This is a genomic window from Lyngbya sp. CCY1209 (assembly GCF_055795065.1).
In genome coordinates this window covers 1-15,908 of record NZ_JAYFER010000648.1, presented here as the reverse complement: position 1 = coordinate 15,908, position 15,908 = coordinate 1, and the positions used below count along the sequence as shown (strand labels likewise).

The 15,908-nt window shown below is 57.4% G+C and carries 13 protein-coding genes; 5 read left to right on the top strand and 8 right to left on the bottom strand.

What is annotated here, in order from left to right; genetic code table 11:
* On the top strand, positions 1-721 hold a 721-nt coding region (locus AC0QHF_RS26690; RefSeq protein WP_324707317.1), incomplete at its 5' end, for a formylglycine-generating enzyme family protein.
* 369 nt (positions 722-1,090) lie between these two features.
* Here AC0QHF_RS26690 and AC0QHF_RS26685 read toward each other — a convergent pair.
* Together AC0QHF_RS26685 and AC0QHF_RS26680 are read right to left on the bottom strand one after the other, a co-directional pair.
* The gene (locus AC0QHF_RS26685) at positions 1,091-2,494 is read right to left on the bottom strand and encodes a potassium channel family protein (RefSeq protein ID WP_324707316.1); all 1,404 of its coding nucleotides are present in this window, start codon (positions 2,492-2,494) and stop codon (positions 1,091-1,093) included.
* A gap of 176 nt (positions 2,495-2,670) precedes the next feature.
* The gene (locus AC0QHF_RS26680; protein ID WP_324707315.1) at positions 2,671-3,006 is read right to left on the bottom strand and encodes a ribbon-helix-helix domain-containing protein; all 336 of its coding nucleotides are present in this window, start codon (positions 3,004-3,006) and stop codon (positions 2,671-2,673) included.
* Positions 3,007-3,093: 87 nt separating this feature from the next.
* Between AC0QHF_RS26680 and AC0QHF_RS26675 the strand changes: the two genes are divergently transcribed.
* The 3 genes from AC0QHF_RS26675 (at position 3,094) to AC0QHF_RS26665 (ending at position 4,919) form a co-directional block, all read left to right on the top strand.
* On the top strand, positions 3,094-3,351 hold the full coding sequence (locus tag AC0QHF_RS26675; RefSeq protein ID WP_324707314.1) for a hypothetical protein: 258 nt from the start codon (positions 3,094-3,096) through the stop codon (positions 3,349-3,351).
* A gap of 234 nt (positions 3,352-3,585) precedes the next feature.
* On the top strand, positions 3,586-4,098 hold the full coding sequence (locus AC0QHF_RS26670) for an HNH endonuclease (protein WP_324707313.1): 513 nt from the start codon (positions 3,586-3,588) through the stop codon (positions 4,096-4,098).
* 434 nt (positions 4,099-4,532) lie between these two features.
* Positions 4,533-4,919, top strand: coding sequence for an alr0857 family protein (locus AC0QHF_RS26665; RefSeq protein ID WP_324707312.1), 387 nt, complete (start codon positions 4,533-4,535; stop codon positions 4,917-4,919).
* 71 nt (positions 4,920-4,990) lie between these two features.
* Here AC0QHF_RS26665 and AC0QHF_RS26660 read toward each other — a convergent pair whose 3' ends face one another.
* From AC0QHF_RS26660 to AC0QHF_RS26635, 6 genes are all read right to left on the bottom strand, one after another.
* Positions 4,991-5,518 (bottom strand): Ycf51 family protein, encoded by a 528-nt coding sequence (locus tag AC0QHF_RS26660; RefSeq protein ID WP_324707311.1) that lies wholly within the window; start codon positions 5,516-5,518, stop codon positions 4,991-4,993.
* Between the two features lie 136 nt (positions 5,519-5,654).
* Positions 5,655-6,713 carry an adenylate/guanylate cyclase domain-containing protein gene (locus AC0QHF_RS26655; RefSeq protein WP_324707310.1) on the bottom strand — a complete coding sequence of 353 codons (1,059 nt, stop codon included), beginning with the start codon at positions 6,711-6,713 and terminating at the stop codon, positions 5,655-5,657.
* Positions 6,714-7,160: 447 nt separating this feature from the next.
* Positions 7,161-7,538, bottom strand: coding sequence for a response regulator (locus AC0QHF_RS26650; RefSeq protein ID WP_324707309.1), 378 nt, complete (start codon positions 7,536-7,538; stop codon positions 7,161-7,163).
* Positions 7,539-7,591: 53 nt separating this feature from the next.
* Positions 7,592-11,233, bottom strand: coding sequence for a hybrid sensor histidine kinase/response regulator (locus AC0QHF_RS26645; protein ID WP_324707308.1), 3,642 nt, complete (start codon positions 11,231-11,233; stop codon positions 7,592-7,594).
* A gap of 183 nt (positions 11,234-11,416) precedes the next feature.
* Positions 11,417-11,692, bottom strand: a complete 276-nt coding sequence (locus AC0QHF_RS26640) for a hypothetical protein (RefSeq protein WP_324707307.1) — start codon at positions 11,690-11,692, stop codon at positions 11,417-11,419.
* The gene (locus AC0QHF_RS26635) at positions 11,689-12,840 is read right to left on the bottom strand and encodes an AI-2E family transporter (protein WP_324707306.1); all 1,152 of its coding nucleotides are present in this window, start codon (positions 12,838-12,840) and stop codon (positions 11,689-11,691) included. The genes AC0QHF_RS26640 and AC0QHF_RS26635 overlap by 4 nt, the downstream gene beginning before the upstream one ends.
* Positions 12,841-13,075: 235 nt before the next feature.
* On the opposite strand from AC0QHF_RS26635, the gene AC0QHF_RS26630 reads away from it, so the two are divergent.
* Positions 13,076-15,688: a glycosyltransferase gene (locus AC0QHF_RS26630; protein WP_324707305.1), complete on the top strand. Its 2,613-nt coding sequence runs from the start codon at positions 13,076-13,078 to the stop codon at positions 15,686-15,688.
* Positions 15,689-15,908: the final 220 nt, after the last annotated feature.

Sequence of the window (15,908 nt, the reverse complement as noted above, 5' to 3'; positions counted from 1 at the left end):
CGAGGAAGAACCCCAACACCGAGTCACCATTCAACCCTTCCTGATGGGCAAATACCCCATCACCCAGGCCCAATGGAGGCGGGTGGCGAACTGGCCCAAACTTCGGCGAGATCTCGATCCCGACCCGGCAATTTTTAAAGGAAACAATCGACCAATTGAACAAGTTTCATGGTATGATGCGATCGAGTTCTGCGCCCGACTTGCAAAAGCCACTCAAAAGCCCTATCGCCTGCCCAGCGAAGCCCAGTGGGAATATGCCTGCCGTGCCGGAACCACGACCCCTTTCCACTTTGGAAAAACCCTCAGCACTGACATCGCCAATTATGATGGCAATTACACCTACGGCTCGGGTGTAAAAGGTGTCTACCGCAACGAAACCACACCCGTCGGTCATTTCCAAGTTGCCAATGCCTTTGGCTTATATGATATGCACGGGAACGTTTGGGAGTGGTGCGCCGACCCCTGGCATGAGAACTATAATGGTGCGCCCTCGGATGGGCGAGTCTGGGATGAGAATGATAATGATTATCAAGTCTATGACATTGATGTTTTAGTCAATCTTTTGAAGACATCAAAAAGCCGAGTGCTCCGCGGCGGTTCGTGGGGCAGCAATCCTGAAAACTGCCGCTGTGCCGACCGCTACTGGTACGGCCCGGGCTCCCTCGGCAACTACAGCGGTTTTCGCGTCTCCTGTCGGCCCCCGAAGACTCTTTCCCCTTAGCTCTTTTTTCCTTTTGCCCTTTGCCCTGTTTTCATTATACCCTTTTTTTGCGAGCGTAGCGAGCTTTTTTTTATTTTTTTTTAATTACCCCTGTCCCCACCTCCTTGCGGTAGTTTATATAATAGTTTCTCTCGCCCTCACCCCCTTCGGCAAGCTCAGGGCATCGCCCAATCCCTCGCCCAGGATTGGGAGAGGGGAGAAAAGCCCCGACACCGAAAAGAAACCGGGTTTCTACCAAAGTTGTTCTTTTCTCACCTAATTGTCTCCTAGAAACCCGGTTTCTACCCCCCACCGATATCGTTAAGAAACCGGGTTTCTACGAAAGTTGTTCTTTTCTCACCCGATCGCTTCAAAGAAACCCGGTTTCTATCAAATGTCGATTTCCTGCGGCGCGATCGCGATCGCCCTATCCCCCTCCTGAAAAATATAATTAGCCGGATTAATTTGAATCTCCGCCCCGGGGCGATCGACGGCAATTAAAATAGCGTTATAATTCTGTTTGAGCAGGATCAGGACATCAAAAAACGACTGTCCCACCCACTCTTCTTGAATCGGAAAACGATAAAACTGATTTCCCCGCTGGTGGGTTAACAGTTCCGTAAATAACCGCATCAAACCGTGATTGAGGGCCGCCTGAGCCAATAAAAAGGCGCTGTGTTCTTCGCTGACAACATAGGCGTTGACGTGGCCGAGTTCCAAGTGAGAACCATACTCGCGGTTGATCAACTCCGCGCAGGTGTAGACGTTCGGATTGAGTTTCTCCGCCGTCAGTGCCGCCAGTATGGTGCGAGCGTCGGCATCCTGTTCACTGCGGCCGTGGCTTTTATCTGCCAAAATAATGCAGGTATTCGCTCGCCGGATGCCCGCTTTTTCCAAAACGCTAACTTTCGTAAAATCGTCGTTGAGAAACCGAACGATCGCCCGCAGATCCGGATCGATAATGGTATGGTCGGAGTCGATAAAAGCGATGACTACGATGGGAGCCGTGTCATTTTTTCGCGCCGCCCGATACTCCCGGACGATGATTTCCGCCTTCCGGTTCCAGCCACAAATAATCGTGTGTCCGCTCAATTCGTCGAAATCCATTTGGGACTCCTGCCTTCTCAACCGCTCCACCATCAACGCCGATACCGTCCCCGTAAACATCACAAATAAGGTGACGTTCATGAACATGAACAAAACCGCCAGCAAGCGACCCCCGAGGGACAATGGCGGGCCAGGAATCGGTTCCCCCGCGAACAGGGAATAGATGCTGTACCAAAAGGCTTCCTCCAAATTGGTGACATCCGGGTTGCCGGGGCGCTCGAAGGTGAGCATGGCGACGCTGCCGAACACCACCGTCAGCAATAGCATTTCAATGATAATGATATATTCGGGGAATCCCCGGCGCAAAAAATAGGGCAGCGATCGCGTGTTCCGATTCAACAACCGCAACAATCGCACAATCCGCAACAATCGCAACCCGATAATCACCCGAAACTGTCGCAATCCCGGCGCGATCGGCAACAGCGAGATCAAGTCTAATTTGTATTCTCTCAAAAACCGCCGCGAGTTAGAAGAACCGAGCGATCGCAGTCCCAGTTCGATGGCAAAAATTACCGTCACCCAGCGGTTGATCGACTCAAACGTTTCTAATTGCGGAGAATTCGGTGGTAGGGTGAGTTCCGCCAACGTCAACCCCACCGACAGCAAAATCAGCAGACTGACAATGAGATCCGCCAAAGGATGGCGGAGAAGGGGTTTAAGGTGCGATCGCCAATCTGCATTGTTCAACGTCCCGTCCGTCTCTGGAATCGAAGGTTTCCAATCTCCAGGATAATTAATAATTAATTATTAATTTAGCCCCCGACTCCCAACTCCCGACTCCCGACTCCCGATTTAGTCCCCGGGAAGCCATGTTTATCCATCGAGCTCCCCGGGGTGGTGATAATGATAGGGCGACGAATCTGTTAATCAGCCAAACTATCGAGACTGAGGGGGACAATATCGCCGTGTACGGTCAACCCGAGCAACATCGGCGCGCCCGGTTGAATAATTTCGCCCGTCAGGACGCAGCGTTCTTCCTGTTGAGCCGTGGCGGAAAAGCTGGCGCGGATCTCCTCTCTGGAAAATTGGGGTCTGTAGTCTCCGGATTTTTGTTGTACATAGTTCCACAGGATATCTCGGATCAGAGCTTGGTAGCCTTTATTTTTGGCCAAGCCCTTCAGTCTATCCTTCAACTCCCGTTCCAAACGGATGCTGGTCACTTCCATATCGGTGGTTGAAGTCCGAGGTAAGGTGTACATAATTTTTTCTCCTCAAGGGTAGACATTGCTGTAATACTTAGTGTAGTATAAACAAAGCTAGATTGAAAGTATCAGTTGAGGTTTCGCTTGGACGTGATAGAACCCCGTTTCCCACGCCACCACAGCCCTCGCGCCAGCCATCCCCAAGGTTGGAGTGGCGTTTGCTGTGGCGATTTGGGCATCCCCTCCGACGGGGCGGCCCGGATGGGAGACAATGGGGATATCTATTTTCTGTCATCGGTTCAACCCGAATCCCTCGGTTTGACCGCCAATCTGCGGGAAGCAGATTTCAATTTCCAGATCGAAAGCGGGAGGTACAGGCGCAGCGCTGCCGTACCGACATAAAAGGAAAACACAGTTTTTGTGACCCGACCCCCGCTTCCATCTTCCACGAGGCGGGGGTTTGTGAGTTTGGGGGAGTCGGGAGTCGGTATTAGGGAGTCGGGAAACCGGCTATGAGTTCTCAGCCGTCGGCAATCGACCAGAACGCTGAATACTTGAAAGCCAATCTTTCCCCACACCCCACCGAGCACACCCCACACCCTTTAAAAAACTGTTTTTGATTGTGGAGTAATAGCCGTGACCAGCACGACGGATGTATTGAGTCAGAATGTGGTGGTTTTCTCCAAAAACTACCTGCCCATGAACCGCGTCAATATCAAGCGGGCGATCGCACTTTTGGTGACGGGCCGGGCCGAGCCGTTGGATGCGAGCGATCGCACCTCGGGATGGATGGTCCGCTCCCCCAGCGTCGCCCTGCGGGTGCCGGAGTGCATCCGCCTGACGGTGGCCGGACACGAACGCATCTGGAAAGTTCCCCCCGCCAACCGCCGGGAAATCCTGCGCCGGGACAACCACACCTGTCAGTATTGCGGCAGCACCAAAAAACTGACAATCGACCATGTGATCCCCCGCGCCCAGGGGGGAAGCCACACCTGGGATAACGTCGTCGTAGCCTGCTCCCGCTGCAACGCCTTCAAAGGCAACCGCACCCCGGAAGAGGCTAGGATGCCCTTACGCACCAAGCCGAAAGCCCCGTTGCATCCGGTGGTGTCCTTTGCGGAACAGTTCTGGCGAAATCATCCGACGTGATCTCATGTCCGCTCAAATAGTTTTTATAAAAACTATTTTCGGACTCTGAAAATCACAAATTGATAGAATTGCTGATTTTCCGGACTTGATAGGAATCCCAGGTCCGGCGCGGGGAAACGGACGGCGATCGCGATATAGCAATCGGCACTCAGCTTTCAGCCATCAGCAAAGGTTAAGTGTCTGTCATTGACCGGTTTCGAGATTTTCGGATGTCCTGAGGGTCATGGCGATCGCAATATCTGGCATGAATCGCCATTTCCCTTCCTATCGATCATCGATTGAAGATGATTGGGGAGTGGGTTCGGTCAAAAAATTCGATCTGATATCACCGTCCATGTTTCATTTTTCATGTTTCATTTTTCATTTCCCCGCGCCCAGCGCTATCAATTGGAGTCTCGCGACTTGACCCGAGCGTGAAAAGGAAGCGATAATTCATGTTGAAGTTAATTTACACTGAAGCGGCTTTTCACCTGGAGCGTCTGACCCACTCTCCGGAACAGATCGTCGCCCAGCGAGCTACCCTCGCGATGCGCGTCGGCGAGAGCATCTGCATCGAACCCAGTTCGGCGGCGTTCCTGTTGCCCCGAAATTTGCCCGCGATCGCCCTTTTAGAAGAAACGGTACAAAACCGTAACTCGGACGCGATCGCCCTGTGTGTCGCCGACGAAGACTCCCTGGAAGTCAGCCTCACCGGAACCTGGATCTCAGCGGACTACGCCGAAGATCACGGCATCTTCGTCACCGTTTTGAGCGATCGCGCCGAACGACTCCTCGAACAGTTGTGGCGGCAAACCTACGCCGGGGCGTCGGTCAGGGAATAGGGGAAGAATTGACAATTGATCATTGATAATTGACAATTAATTAGCCTTCTCCCGACTCCCTAATACCGCCCCTACCCCGCGCTGTCCCGGACTTCCTCCAGGTGGGCGAAGCGATCGCCATCGATCTGGATGTCGAGTTCGGGTTCGGTGGCGAAGCCGGTGGTGCGATCCACCCGGCCCAGGTAAATCGGTTCGGAAACCCCCGGTTCGGGGTGGACGATAGTCCGCACCCGGATCGTCAGGGGTTGTTGGCCGGCGCCCCCCCGGCCCGGAGAATAGAGGTCGGCGGCGGCCTGTTGCAGGGTGGCTTCGAGTTGGGAAGCGGTGATGTCCGGGGCTACAGCGATCGCAATCTGGCGGGCGCCGTCGTCGAAAACCCGGGTGTAGCGCACCGCCCCCGGAATTTCCGTGCGCTGAAACAGCCCCAAACCCAAGGCAAACACTCCCGCCGTCAGGACGCCGGTAAACGCCGTGACTCCCACGAGTCGAAAGCGCGGCCCCCACTTAAAAATAAACGCCAATACGGTCAACCCAGCCAAAGCCAGGGTAGCAAAACCGATCCACTTGGAATAATCGAGCAGTTCAGCAGTTGTCAACATCGTTCCTTTGATTATCTGGGCTTTTATCCTGACATCGATGGCAACCGCCCAATTGATGAGAACATCATCGCGGGCGGTTGACCTGAAGCTGATAGCTAAAAGCTGAAAGCTGAAAGCTATACCACCCTTGAGCCTATCAACTTTTTCGACCGATCAGAAAATAGGCGGTCATTTTTCCCTTGCTTTTCACCTCGATGACGCCGCGTTCCTCGAATTGATATTTGTCCCGCAGACGCTCGTAAGTAGCCGCCGTGACTTGAATTTTCCCCGCCACGCCGTGGGACTCCATGCGGTTGGCGGTGTTGACCGTATCGCCCCACAGGTCGTAGGCAAATTTTCGGGTGCCGATCACCCCAGCCTCCACCGGGCCGGTATTGATGCCCATCCGCATCTGTAGGGGTTGCCCCGGTTTAAGGCTGAAGTCGCCGACGATCTGTTGCATTTCCAGGGCCATTTCGGCGATCGCCTCGGCGTGGTCGGGGCGGGGGGTGGGCAGTCCCCCCACCACCATATAGGCGTCGCCGATGGTTTTGATCTTTTCGAGTTCGTAGCGTTCGGCCAACTCGTCGAAGACCGAAAAAATTTGGTTGAGAATTTCCACCAACTCGGAGGGGGATAAATTGGCGGAGAGTTTGGTAAAATTCACGATATCCGCGAACAAAACCGTCACGTCCGCGAAGCTGTCGGCGATGGTGCTCTCCCCCTGTTTCAACCGGGCGGCGATCGGCGCGGGGAGGATGTTGAGCAGCAACTGTTCGGACTTCTCCTGTTCGGCGGCCAGTTTTTTCAGGTAAGCCTGCTCCTGGTCCCGCAGCCGCTTTTTCTCCAGGCAGGCGTTGATCCGCGCCCGCAGCAACACGGGGTTGAAGGGTTTGGAGAGGTAGTCCTCGGCGCCGAGTTCGATGCAGCGGACGATGCTCTCGATGTCGTTGACCGCCGAAATCATGATCACCGGGATGTAGCGGAGGGCGGGGTCGGCTTTGAGGGTTTCCAGGACTTGGTAGCCGTTCATCTGGGGCATCATGATATCGAGCAGCACCAGGTCGAGGGGGGTCGATCGCATCAACTCCAGGGCCTCGAAGCCGTTCGAGGCCACCAGGACATCGTAACCTTGTCGTTTCAGACGTCGGACGAGCAGGTCCCGATTGACTTCATTATCATCGACGATCAACACACGATCCGGGTCAGCGTTCATCTAAAACTTATAATTTCACAGCTCAGTATCTTAAACGGGAGAACAGTCGCAGACCAGGAAATTGTTGCCGAGAGTCTTTGACCACCGTCGGGCGGAGCGTCACCGTACACCGTCCCGCCATCGAATCACCCAGCCGCGTTTGTGTTGTCGAGGGTTTGGGGAATTTCGTCGCGTCTCACCGCCCGTGAGTTCTGGCGATCGGCTTTCGGCTTTCCGCTTTCAGCAAAGGTTAAGAGCCCATCTATGGAAAGGTTTCGGGATTTTCAGACCTCCGAACCGCCCGGTCGATCGCGATCGACGAAATGCACGGACTCCATGTGCCCTGACACTGGATGCCGTCTCCACCGACGGCCAATCCACCGGGGTGCGATCGCCCAGATGGCGCCCAAATGATAACACAACCGGCCCCCCCAATGCCAGTCCGGCGGGGGTTTCCGGGGGGCGAGTTCAGGGGGTCGCCCCCTTTTTGATGTGGGTTTCGATTTTTTCCAACAGGCGGGGGAACTCCACCGGTTTGGTGTCGTAATCGTCGCAGCCGGCGGCCAGACACTTTTCGCGATCGCCGGCCATCGCGTGGGCCGTCAGGGCGATGACGGGAATTTCCTGGGTTTTGGCGTTGGCTTTGATCTCCCGCGTCGCCTGCCACCCATCCATCACCGGCAAACTCATGTCCATCAAAATCAAATCCGGCATCAGGGACTCGGCGAGTTCCACCCCCCGGGCGCCGTCCTCCGCGATCGAGACATCGTAACCCTTGCGGGTCAGGCGTCGTTTGAGCATATCCCGGTTCATTTCATTATCTTCCACGAGTAGAATCTTAGCCATGATCCGATAAATTTAAGGTTGAAAATTAGAAGTTGGGATTGAGACACGGAGCTTTAAAAGCCGGATTGATGAACACTCGCACTGACGATCGCATGGATGTCGCCGAGCAAATTCTCCCGGCTGTAACTTCCCTTTTGCAAGATCTGCTCCACGGAACCCTTAAGTCGCGATCGCTCGGCCGGGGTCAGCTCAACGGCCGTAATCACGACGATCGGCAAATTTCCGGAGGCCGGCATCTGTCTGAGTTCGTGAATCAACTCGAAGCCGTCCATGTTGGGCAGGATCAAATCCAACAGCATCAAATTGGGGACGTCGCCCCGCAGCCGTTCCAGGGCAGCCACCCCGTCTTCCGCCTCGTCGATCTGCCACCCCTCGGCCTCCAAGATCCCTTTTAACATCTCTCGGGTCGCCCGATCATCATCGACGACCAAAATTCGGCCGGGGGAGCTGGGGAGGGTTGAGCGGTCGGGCGGACGTCGGTACCGGTTCAGGAGAGTGACGAGGCGCTGGCCATCGACGGGCTTGAGCAGGTAGTCGGATGCCCCCAGGGTAAATCCCCGACTCTTGTTCTCGACAAAGGATAGCACGACGACCGGGATATCCGCGAGTTCCGGGTCGGCCTTCAGGGTGGAGAGGACGGCCCACCCGTCCCAACTCGGCATCATGATGTCGAGGGTGATGACGTCGGGCCGCAATTGCCGAGCCAAATCCAACCCCCGCTCCCCACCAGCCGCCGTTTCCACCTGAAATCCCCCGTGCACCAAAGTCCGGGCGATCAGATCCCGGGACACCGGGTCGTCATCGATCACCAACACGGTTCCCGACGTCGGTTCGGGTGCGAGGATGTCGGACCCGTCCGCTTCCCGGCCGACCTCCGCCTCCGCCGCGGCGAGAGGTGCGCCGTCGCCGATCGCCTCAGAGGCCTCCTCCACCCCGGCGGGCAAGGTGGCGGTGAAGGTCGATCCCACCCCCAATTCGCTCTCCACGCGGATGTGGCCCCCCATCATCTCGCAGAACCGCTGGCTGATGGCCAGTCCCAACCCCGTGCCGCCGTAGCGTCGCGTCGTCGAGGCGTCGCCCTGGGTGAAGGGTTGAAACAGTTGCGCCTGCTGTTCGCGACTCATACCGATCCCCGTATCCCGCACGCAAAATTGGACGGCGGCGTCCGCCCCGTCGTCACGGCGGCGGACCTGCAACTCGATGGTGCCGTCGGTGGTGAACTTGGCCGCGTTGCTGAGGAGGTTGAGCAAAATCTGGCGCACTTTGGTGACGTCGGCATACATGGTGCCGATGTCGTCGGTGCACTCGACGGTGAGGAGATTGTTATTTTTTTTCACCAGGGGTTGAGCCGTGGCCAGGACGCTCTCGACCAAACTGGAAATCTCGAAGGGTTCCAGGTACAAATCCATCCGCCCCGCTTCGATTTTGGAAATATCCAGGATGTCGTTGATCAGGGTCAAAAGGTTGCGTCCGGCGGTGCAGATGCGGTTCAAATCCGGCACCAGGTCTTCGTACCCCAACTCCTCCGCCTCCTCGGACAGAATTTCGCTGTAGCCGATGATGGCGTTGAGGGGAGTTCGCAACTCGTGGCTCATGTTGGCCAGGAACGTGCTCTTGGCGCGGTTCGCCATTTCGGCGGCTTCCTTGGCCCGTTCCAGGGCCTCTGCGGCCCGCTTGCCTTCGGTGATGTCCTCCACGGTCCCCTCGTAGCACACCAGTTGTCCGGCACCGTCGAAGACCGCCCGGGCGTTTTCGGAAATCCAGATGGTCGTCCCGTCCTTGCGGTACACTTGGGACTCGAATCCCGACACCGCGCCCCGGGCGGCCATCGCCGCGATAAATTCGTCCCGTCGGCCGGGGCGGACGTAGAGCTGCCGGCCGATGTCGGCTAGGGTTTCGATCAGCTCCCGGGCGGAGTCGTAGCCGAGGATGCGGGCCAGGGCGGGGTTGGCGCTGATGTAGCGCCCGTCCGGGGTGGTCTGGCAGATCCCCTCGGCTGCGTTTTCAAAGATGCTGCGGTACTTGGCTTCGGTCTGCCGCAGGACTTCTTCGGTGCGGCGCCGTTCGATGGTGTTGGAAAACATTTCCCCGACCATCTTCAACAGGGCGATGCTGTCGGAGGAGCCGGTGTAGAGGGAGTGCAGGCAGTCGAAGCGGAGAAACCCGACCAGGGACTTGCGGCAGACCAGGGGGATGATGGTCAGAAATCCCAGGTTTTGCAGGGCGTTTTCCGGGTTGTCGCTGTCGCCCGATGCTAACCGGGCGCGGGCGTGAAACTGCTCCAGGTATTGCAAATCCGCCATCCCTTCCGGGGAGATGTCCGGGGCGGACAGGTGGATGGTTTTGAACTGGTTTAGGTAGGAGGCGATCCAGGGGACGTCGGCGGGGTCGAGTCGGGCGGAGCTGGATTGGAGGCGGTTGGAGATCGTCGCGATCAACTCCGAGGTTTGGGAACTCGGGGTCGGGAAGGTGTCGGATTCGGCGTCCGGGGACATCACGGTGGAGCGCCAGTCGTAGAGGGATTTCATCTGGCTCTCGGCGTCGGAAAACAGGTAAATGTAGCTGCGATCGACGCCGATGAAGGTACTGATTTTTTGGAGCGCCTGCTGGATGCCGGCGTCGATTTCGTCGGTGTTGAGGCTGATGAAGTAGGTGGAGAGGTTGGTGATGAGCTGTTCAAATTCCACCCGATGTTGCAGGGCTTTTTCGACCCGCTTGCGCTCGGTGATGTCCCGGAAACTCCAGACCCGCCCCACCAGTTTTTCCCCCACTTTGGAGGGGTGGGAGTAGACCTCGAAAATCCGCCCGTCTTTGAATTCGACCACGTCGTAGGTGGGGATGTGGGGTTCGGCAGACAACTGCATGACGGTTTTGAGGAACCGGGGCGGATTTTTTAATTGTCGGAGGACGAAGGCTAGGGTGGAGTGGTTCTGGGCGGGGACGAGCATCAGGTCGGGGATCTCCCACATTTCCACGAATTTTTGGTTGAAGTGGCAGACCCGGCCGTTGCGGTCGAGGGCGAGGATGCCGGCGTCGGTGGAGTCGAAGGTGGCCTGGAGCATGGAGAGCGATCGCGCGGCCTCCTGTTCGGCCTGGTGGCGGTCGGTGATGTCGAAAAAGATCAGCACCGCCCCCACGCATCGGTCATTGTCGATGATGGGGTTGATCACGTAGGACACCGGCAGAACGAGTCCAGACCGGCAGATAAATTGGGCGTCGCTGGATTTGATCGGTTGCAGGGGGACGTTCGAGTCAGGGGTTTCGTCGGGGCGCGGTCGGAATTGGGCGGGGAACCCTTTCAGGTGGGGGGCAACCCGTTCAAAGAACTGTCGTTTTTTGAGTTCGGACTCGGACCACCCCAGCAGCCGCCGGGCCTCGGGATTCATCGACAGCAGATTCCCTTCCCGGTCTAGGATGCACAGTCCGGCCCCGAGGGAGCCGATCACGGCCTGCAGGCGATCGCGTTCGGCTTGCCAGAGGGTTTCGGACTCCCGCCGCTGCCGCTCGTAGATCTGCAACATTTCCCGGGAGGAGATCGTCAGCGATCGCTCCACCAAATACCGCTCCCGGTCCGCCGATTCGTAGTTGCGGCTGATGTGCTCCAACAGGTTCCGCCAAGCTTCCCCATCTGTGGGCGGTCGGTCTGCCCGGAGGTTGAGCCGTTTCAGTTGACGCTGGAGCAGGGGGTGCATCATGGTCGGTGTGGTGTGTGCGCGTAGGGGTTCTCCGGGTGCAATCTTCGCGGGGGTTTCGGATCGATGTCGGGCGGATGGCGGCGGCCGGGCCCGGCTACCCGATTCAATCGGATGCTTCCTGAATGGCGATCGCGGTCAGGGTTTGATTCTGGAGCCGACAGACGGCGATCCGGCCGTGGGGGGCTAATTCCCCGTCGCCGTGCCGATTGGCTGGGAGTGCCCTTGCAGTTCATCCAGTGTAGCCTCAAGTTCTTCTTCTGTCCGTTCGCCGAGGACTATCCACCGCCCCGACCCCCTGATCGCGATCGCCAGGGTGGGCAAACCGGGTTGAATTTTCTGGGAACCGCCGCCGGGGGCGTCCCGCTGTTCTACCGGGGGTGGGCTGTTGTGGCGGGCGACCGGGGCCGCGGCGATCGCCCTGTCGATCAGCCGCATCGAGTCATCTTCCGTGAGTTTCATGGGGTGCGCTCGGGTGTCGGGTCGGAATTGGGGGGGCGTCGGGCGGGGACTTCCGGCATCGGGACGATCGCCAGTTGCCGTTCGGCCGAGCGTTTCGGCTCCAAATACAAGTTCTCCACCAGGGCCGCCACACCGGCGAACCAGGGGGGGACGATCAGGGCCCCGATGATCCCCAAAACCTGCACCCCCGCCAACACGGACAGCAGTTGATAGAGGGGGTGGACGCCCACGGACGACCCCACCAGCAGGGGGTCGAGGACGTAGGTTTCCAGGTTTTGCAGGATCACGTAGAGTAGAAGCACCCACACGAACAACCAGCCCCCCTTGGCTAGGGCGACCACCAGGGCGGGGATCGCCCCCAAGATGGGGCCGAGGAAGGGGATCAAATTGGTCACGCCGGCGATCGCTCCCAAACCGACGGCGAATTCCCGCAGCCCCAAAAATCCCAGGGCGGTGGTGATCGTCACCCCCAAAATACCGGAGACGATCAGCCGTCCCCGAATGTAACTGCCCATGCGACGACTCACGGGTTCGGCGAGTGAGGCGAGGCGATCGTTCCAGGGGGCGGGAAAGAGCTGCACGACGCTGTTGACGAGGGTCTTGCTGTCGGCGACCATGTAGCCGGAGACGAACAGGGCTAAAATCAAGCTGAACACTCCCCCCACGATCCCCCGGGTGATGCCGTAGGAGCGCAGCAGCAGTTGTTGGGAGGAGCGGATCACCCAGTTGGTCAGGGATTGGGTATCGACGAGGCGATCGATCAGGGCGGGGGTGTCTTCCCCCAGGCGGCTGGCGATGTTGCTGACGAGATCGACGATCCGTTCGGCGAACAGCGGCAACTGGCGCACCAGCAGACCGATCTGATCGACGACGCTCGGCCCGATGAGCAGGCCGAACCCGGTCAGTCCGGCGATCAGGGTCAAATAGACGAAGATGACCGCCAGCCAGCGGGGCATTTTCATCCCCTGCGCCCAATCCACCAGCGGCACGATGGAAGATGCCAAGACCACGGAAATCATGATCAGGACGATCAGTCCCTGGAGTTGGGAGAGTAAAACCAACACCAAGACGGCGCCGACGACGAGTAAGATGTTCGACAGGGAAAGGGTGATCCGCCTGTCGGGTGGGGTGGGTTTTTGATCGCTCATGGGATCGTCATTTTTATCGGTTGAGGACGGTCGGGGGTGGAAGGCGGTCTGTCGGCGGCTCCCGATGATGGCTCGGACGGGATCTGGAATTTCCCGGACTTCGCACCACCGCCGGAACAGGTCGATTCTAACATAGAATGAAGTTCGGTTTCGGCGACGGAGTAGATCGGCAAAATAGCCGGAGATTTAACCCGCTTTATTCGGTCATTGACAATAATAACAACGCCCGACTTACATGGCAATCTCACGATGTCGATCGCGGCTGGATTTTTCCCGTTTTGACGGCGACATCCCCCAACTTTATTGGATTGAAAAAACGGCGGGATTGAGGGGGATTTCCCGACTCCCGATTCCCGACTCCCGATTCCCGACTCCCGATTCCCGACTCCCGATTCCCGATTCCCGACTCCCGACTCCCGATTCCCGACCGCCGAAGCCGGGGATGTCATGCTATATGATGGCAGGGATGCGATCGCCCCCCCGCAACCCGAAGAAAACCCCCATCCACTGTTTGTCCATGCGAATTCACGTTGAAGGCTGGCCGTTTCGACCCCACGCTTACGCCTGCGCCACCGATTTTCTGCTCCGAGAAATGGCGAAGCGCCCGGATCTGGCGGTTTCCTACCAAACCGGCGCGGCGGCGGAGCGCGATCGCGACCCGATTTTGACCGAGTTCGACCCGGACTTCCCAACCCTCTGCGAGAGATTTTCCCCCCGCCAGGGCAAAGCCGACATCACCCTGCGAATTTCCGAAACCCCCAATTTTGCGCCGGCCGACTCCCGCCGCACCGGCATCGCGATCGCCCCCCGCTGGGGAACCCTGGCCGACTCGCCCCCCCCAAATTCGACCCTTTCCCCCGACGTCACCCTCATCACCCCCTCCCAGTGGTCCCGGGACGGGCTGCTGCGCCGGGGCATCCCCCCCCGCCAGATCGCCGTCATCCCGCCGGGAGTGGACCCCGAAATCTTCAAACCCGCCACCCCGGAACGGCGCGCCGAACTGCGCGCTACCCTCGACTGGGACTATTATTTCGTCTTCCTCCACGTCGGCGACCTGGGAAGTGCCGGCGGGGTGCGCCCCCTCCTGAAAGCCTTCGCGGCGGTGGTGGAAGCATACCCCCACGCCCGACTGGTGTTGAAAGGCACCCACCCGCAACAGTCCGAAAATGCCTTGCTCGAAGCCTGCCGGGACATCCTCGACGACAAAGAGGCGCGGCGGGTGCAGCCGAGGTTGGCGTTTGTCGGCGACACCCTCTCCTTCGGGGGGCTGGCGACACTCTACCAGGCCGCGGATGCCTGCGTCTCCCCCGACGTGGCACCGGGGATGGGTCTGCCGATTTTGGAAGCCGGTGCCTGCGGCCTGCCGATTATTTACACGGCCGGAAGTCCCGCCCAGGACTGGACGCACCCGGATTTTGCCCTGCCGATTTTGAGTCAGTTTCGCACGTTGGTCACGAATTGCCAAACACGCTTTTTGCTGCACCCGGACTGGGAACATTTGGCGGCATTGATGAAACAGATGGTCGAACAGCCGGAATTGGGGACGATGGCGCGGGAATTGGTGCCCCAATTTGTCGCCGGACGGTTCACTTGGAAACACTGCCTCGATCGCATTTTGGACTGTCTCGACCCGGAAAAACCGGCGGTCAACCCGGCTCCTATTCTTTCCCCGCAAAAATCCTCCTATCAAATGGTTGTGGAAGGGTGGCGATCGATCCCCCATTCTTACGCTTTAATTAACAGCCACCAATTGTTGGAACTGAAAAAGCGATCGCGCCTGGAACTATTCCATCGGGATATGCCCTATGTTACGGAAGACTGGAAACCCAGCCCGGGCTTATTTTCCCCAGAAGAAGAGGAGATATTAGATAACTTGCCGCAACCCCCGGAAAATCTCGAAGCCGACATCACATTGCGGATGTACTGCCCGTTTAATTTGGCATCTTCTAACAGCAAAAAAACGGCGGTCTTCGGGTGTACGGAATGGGGCATCGTCCCCCAAACGATTTTGCGGGGCATGGGCATCAAATCTTTTCGGGAAGCCCACCTCAATTCCGACAGTATAATTATCACCGCTTCGGAATGGTCGCGGCGGGGATTTCTCAACAGCGGCGCGGTGCCGGAACGGGTGGCGATCGTGCCGCTGGGATTCGATCCCAAAGTCCACCATCCGCCGACCGAAGATGAACGGAATAGCCTGCGAAAAAAATTCGGCTGGGCGGATCATTTTGTCTTCTTAAATATCGGCGTTATGTGGAACGAACGGCAGGGCATCAGTCGGCTTTTAAAGGCATTTGTAACCGTCGCAGATCGCCACCCGGAAGCCAAGTTAATTTTGAAAGGTAGGGATGCCATTTTCCCCTCGAAAGACTCGATTAAAAAGGCGACAAAATACGCCCTGACCGATGCGGAAATCGAATTCATTCGCCCCAGAATGCGCTACATCGGCGAGAACTTTTCGGCAGCGGAAATCGCCCAACTCTATCAGGCGGCGGATGTCTACGTTTCCCCCTATTCTGCGGAGGGATTCAATATGCCGGTTTTGGAAGCGATCGCCTGTGGAACCCCCGTCATCTGCACGAAAGGCGGTCCGACGGACGAATTTGCCCGCCCGGAATTTAGCCTGCAAATCGAAAGCAAACTCAGACAATTCCGCGATCGCGAAGGGGATATAAAATTCTATCTCGAACCGCAAAACAGCCACCTGATCGACCTGATGGAAATGGCAATAAAAGCGCCCGATTTAAAACAAAAAGTGCGCCAGTTCGGAACCCCATTTGTCAGGGAAAACTTCACCTGGTCAAAAGTGTGCGATCGGCTTTTGGAGGTTGTGTTGAGTGGGGAATAAATTTGAAAAATATCTGGCCTCCAAACCCCCAATTCTGGGGGCTTTGATTCTTGATTACCGGCCCCCAAACCCCCAATTCTGGGGGCTTTGATTCTTGATTACCGGCCCCCAAACCCCCAATTCTGGGGGCTTTGATTCTTTATATCAGATCCGGTTATCCCCTCCTAAACCTCCCCAATCATCTTCAGATGATTTGAGCTATTAGCTTGGGAATTGATTC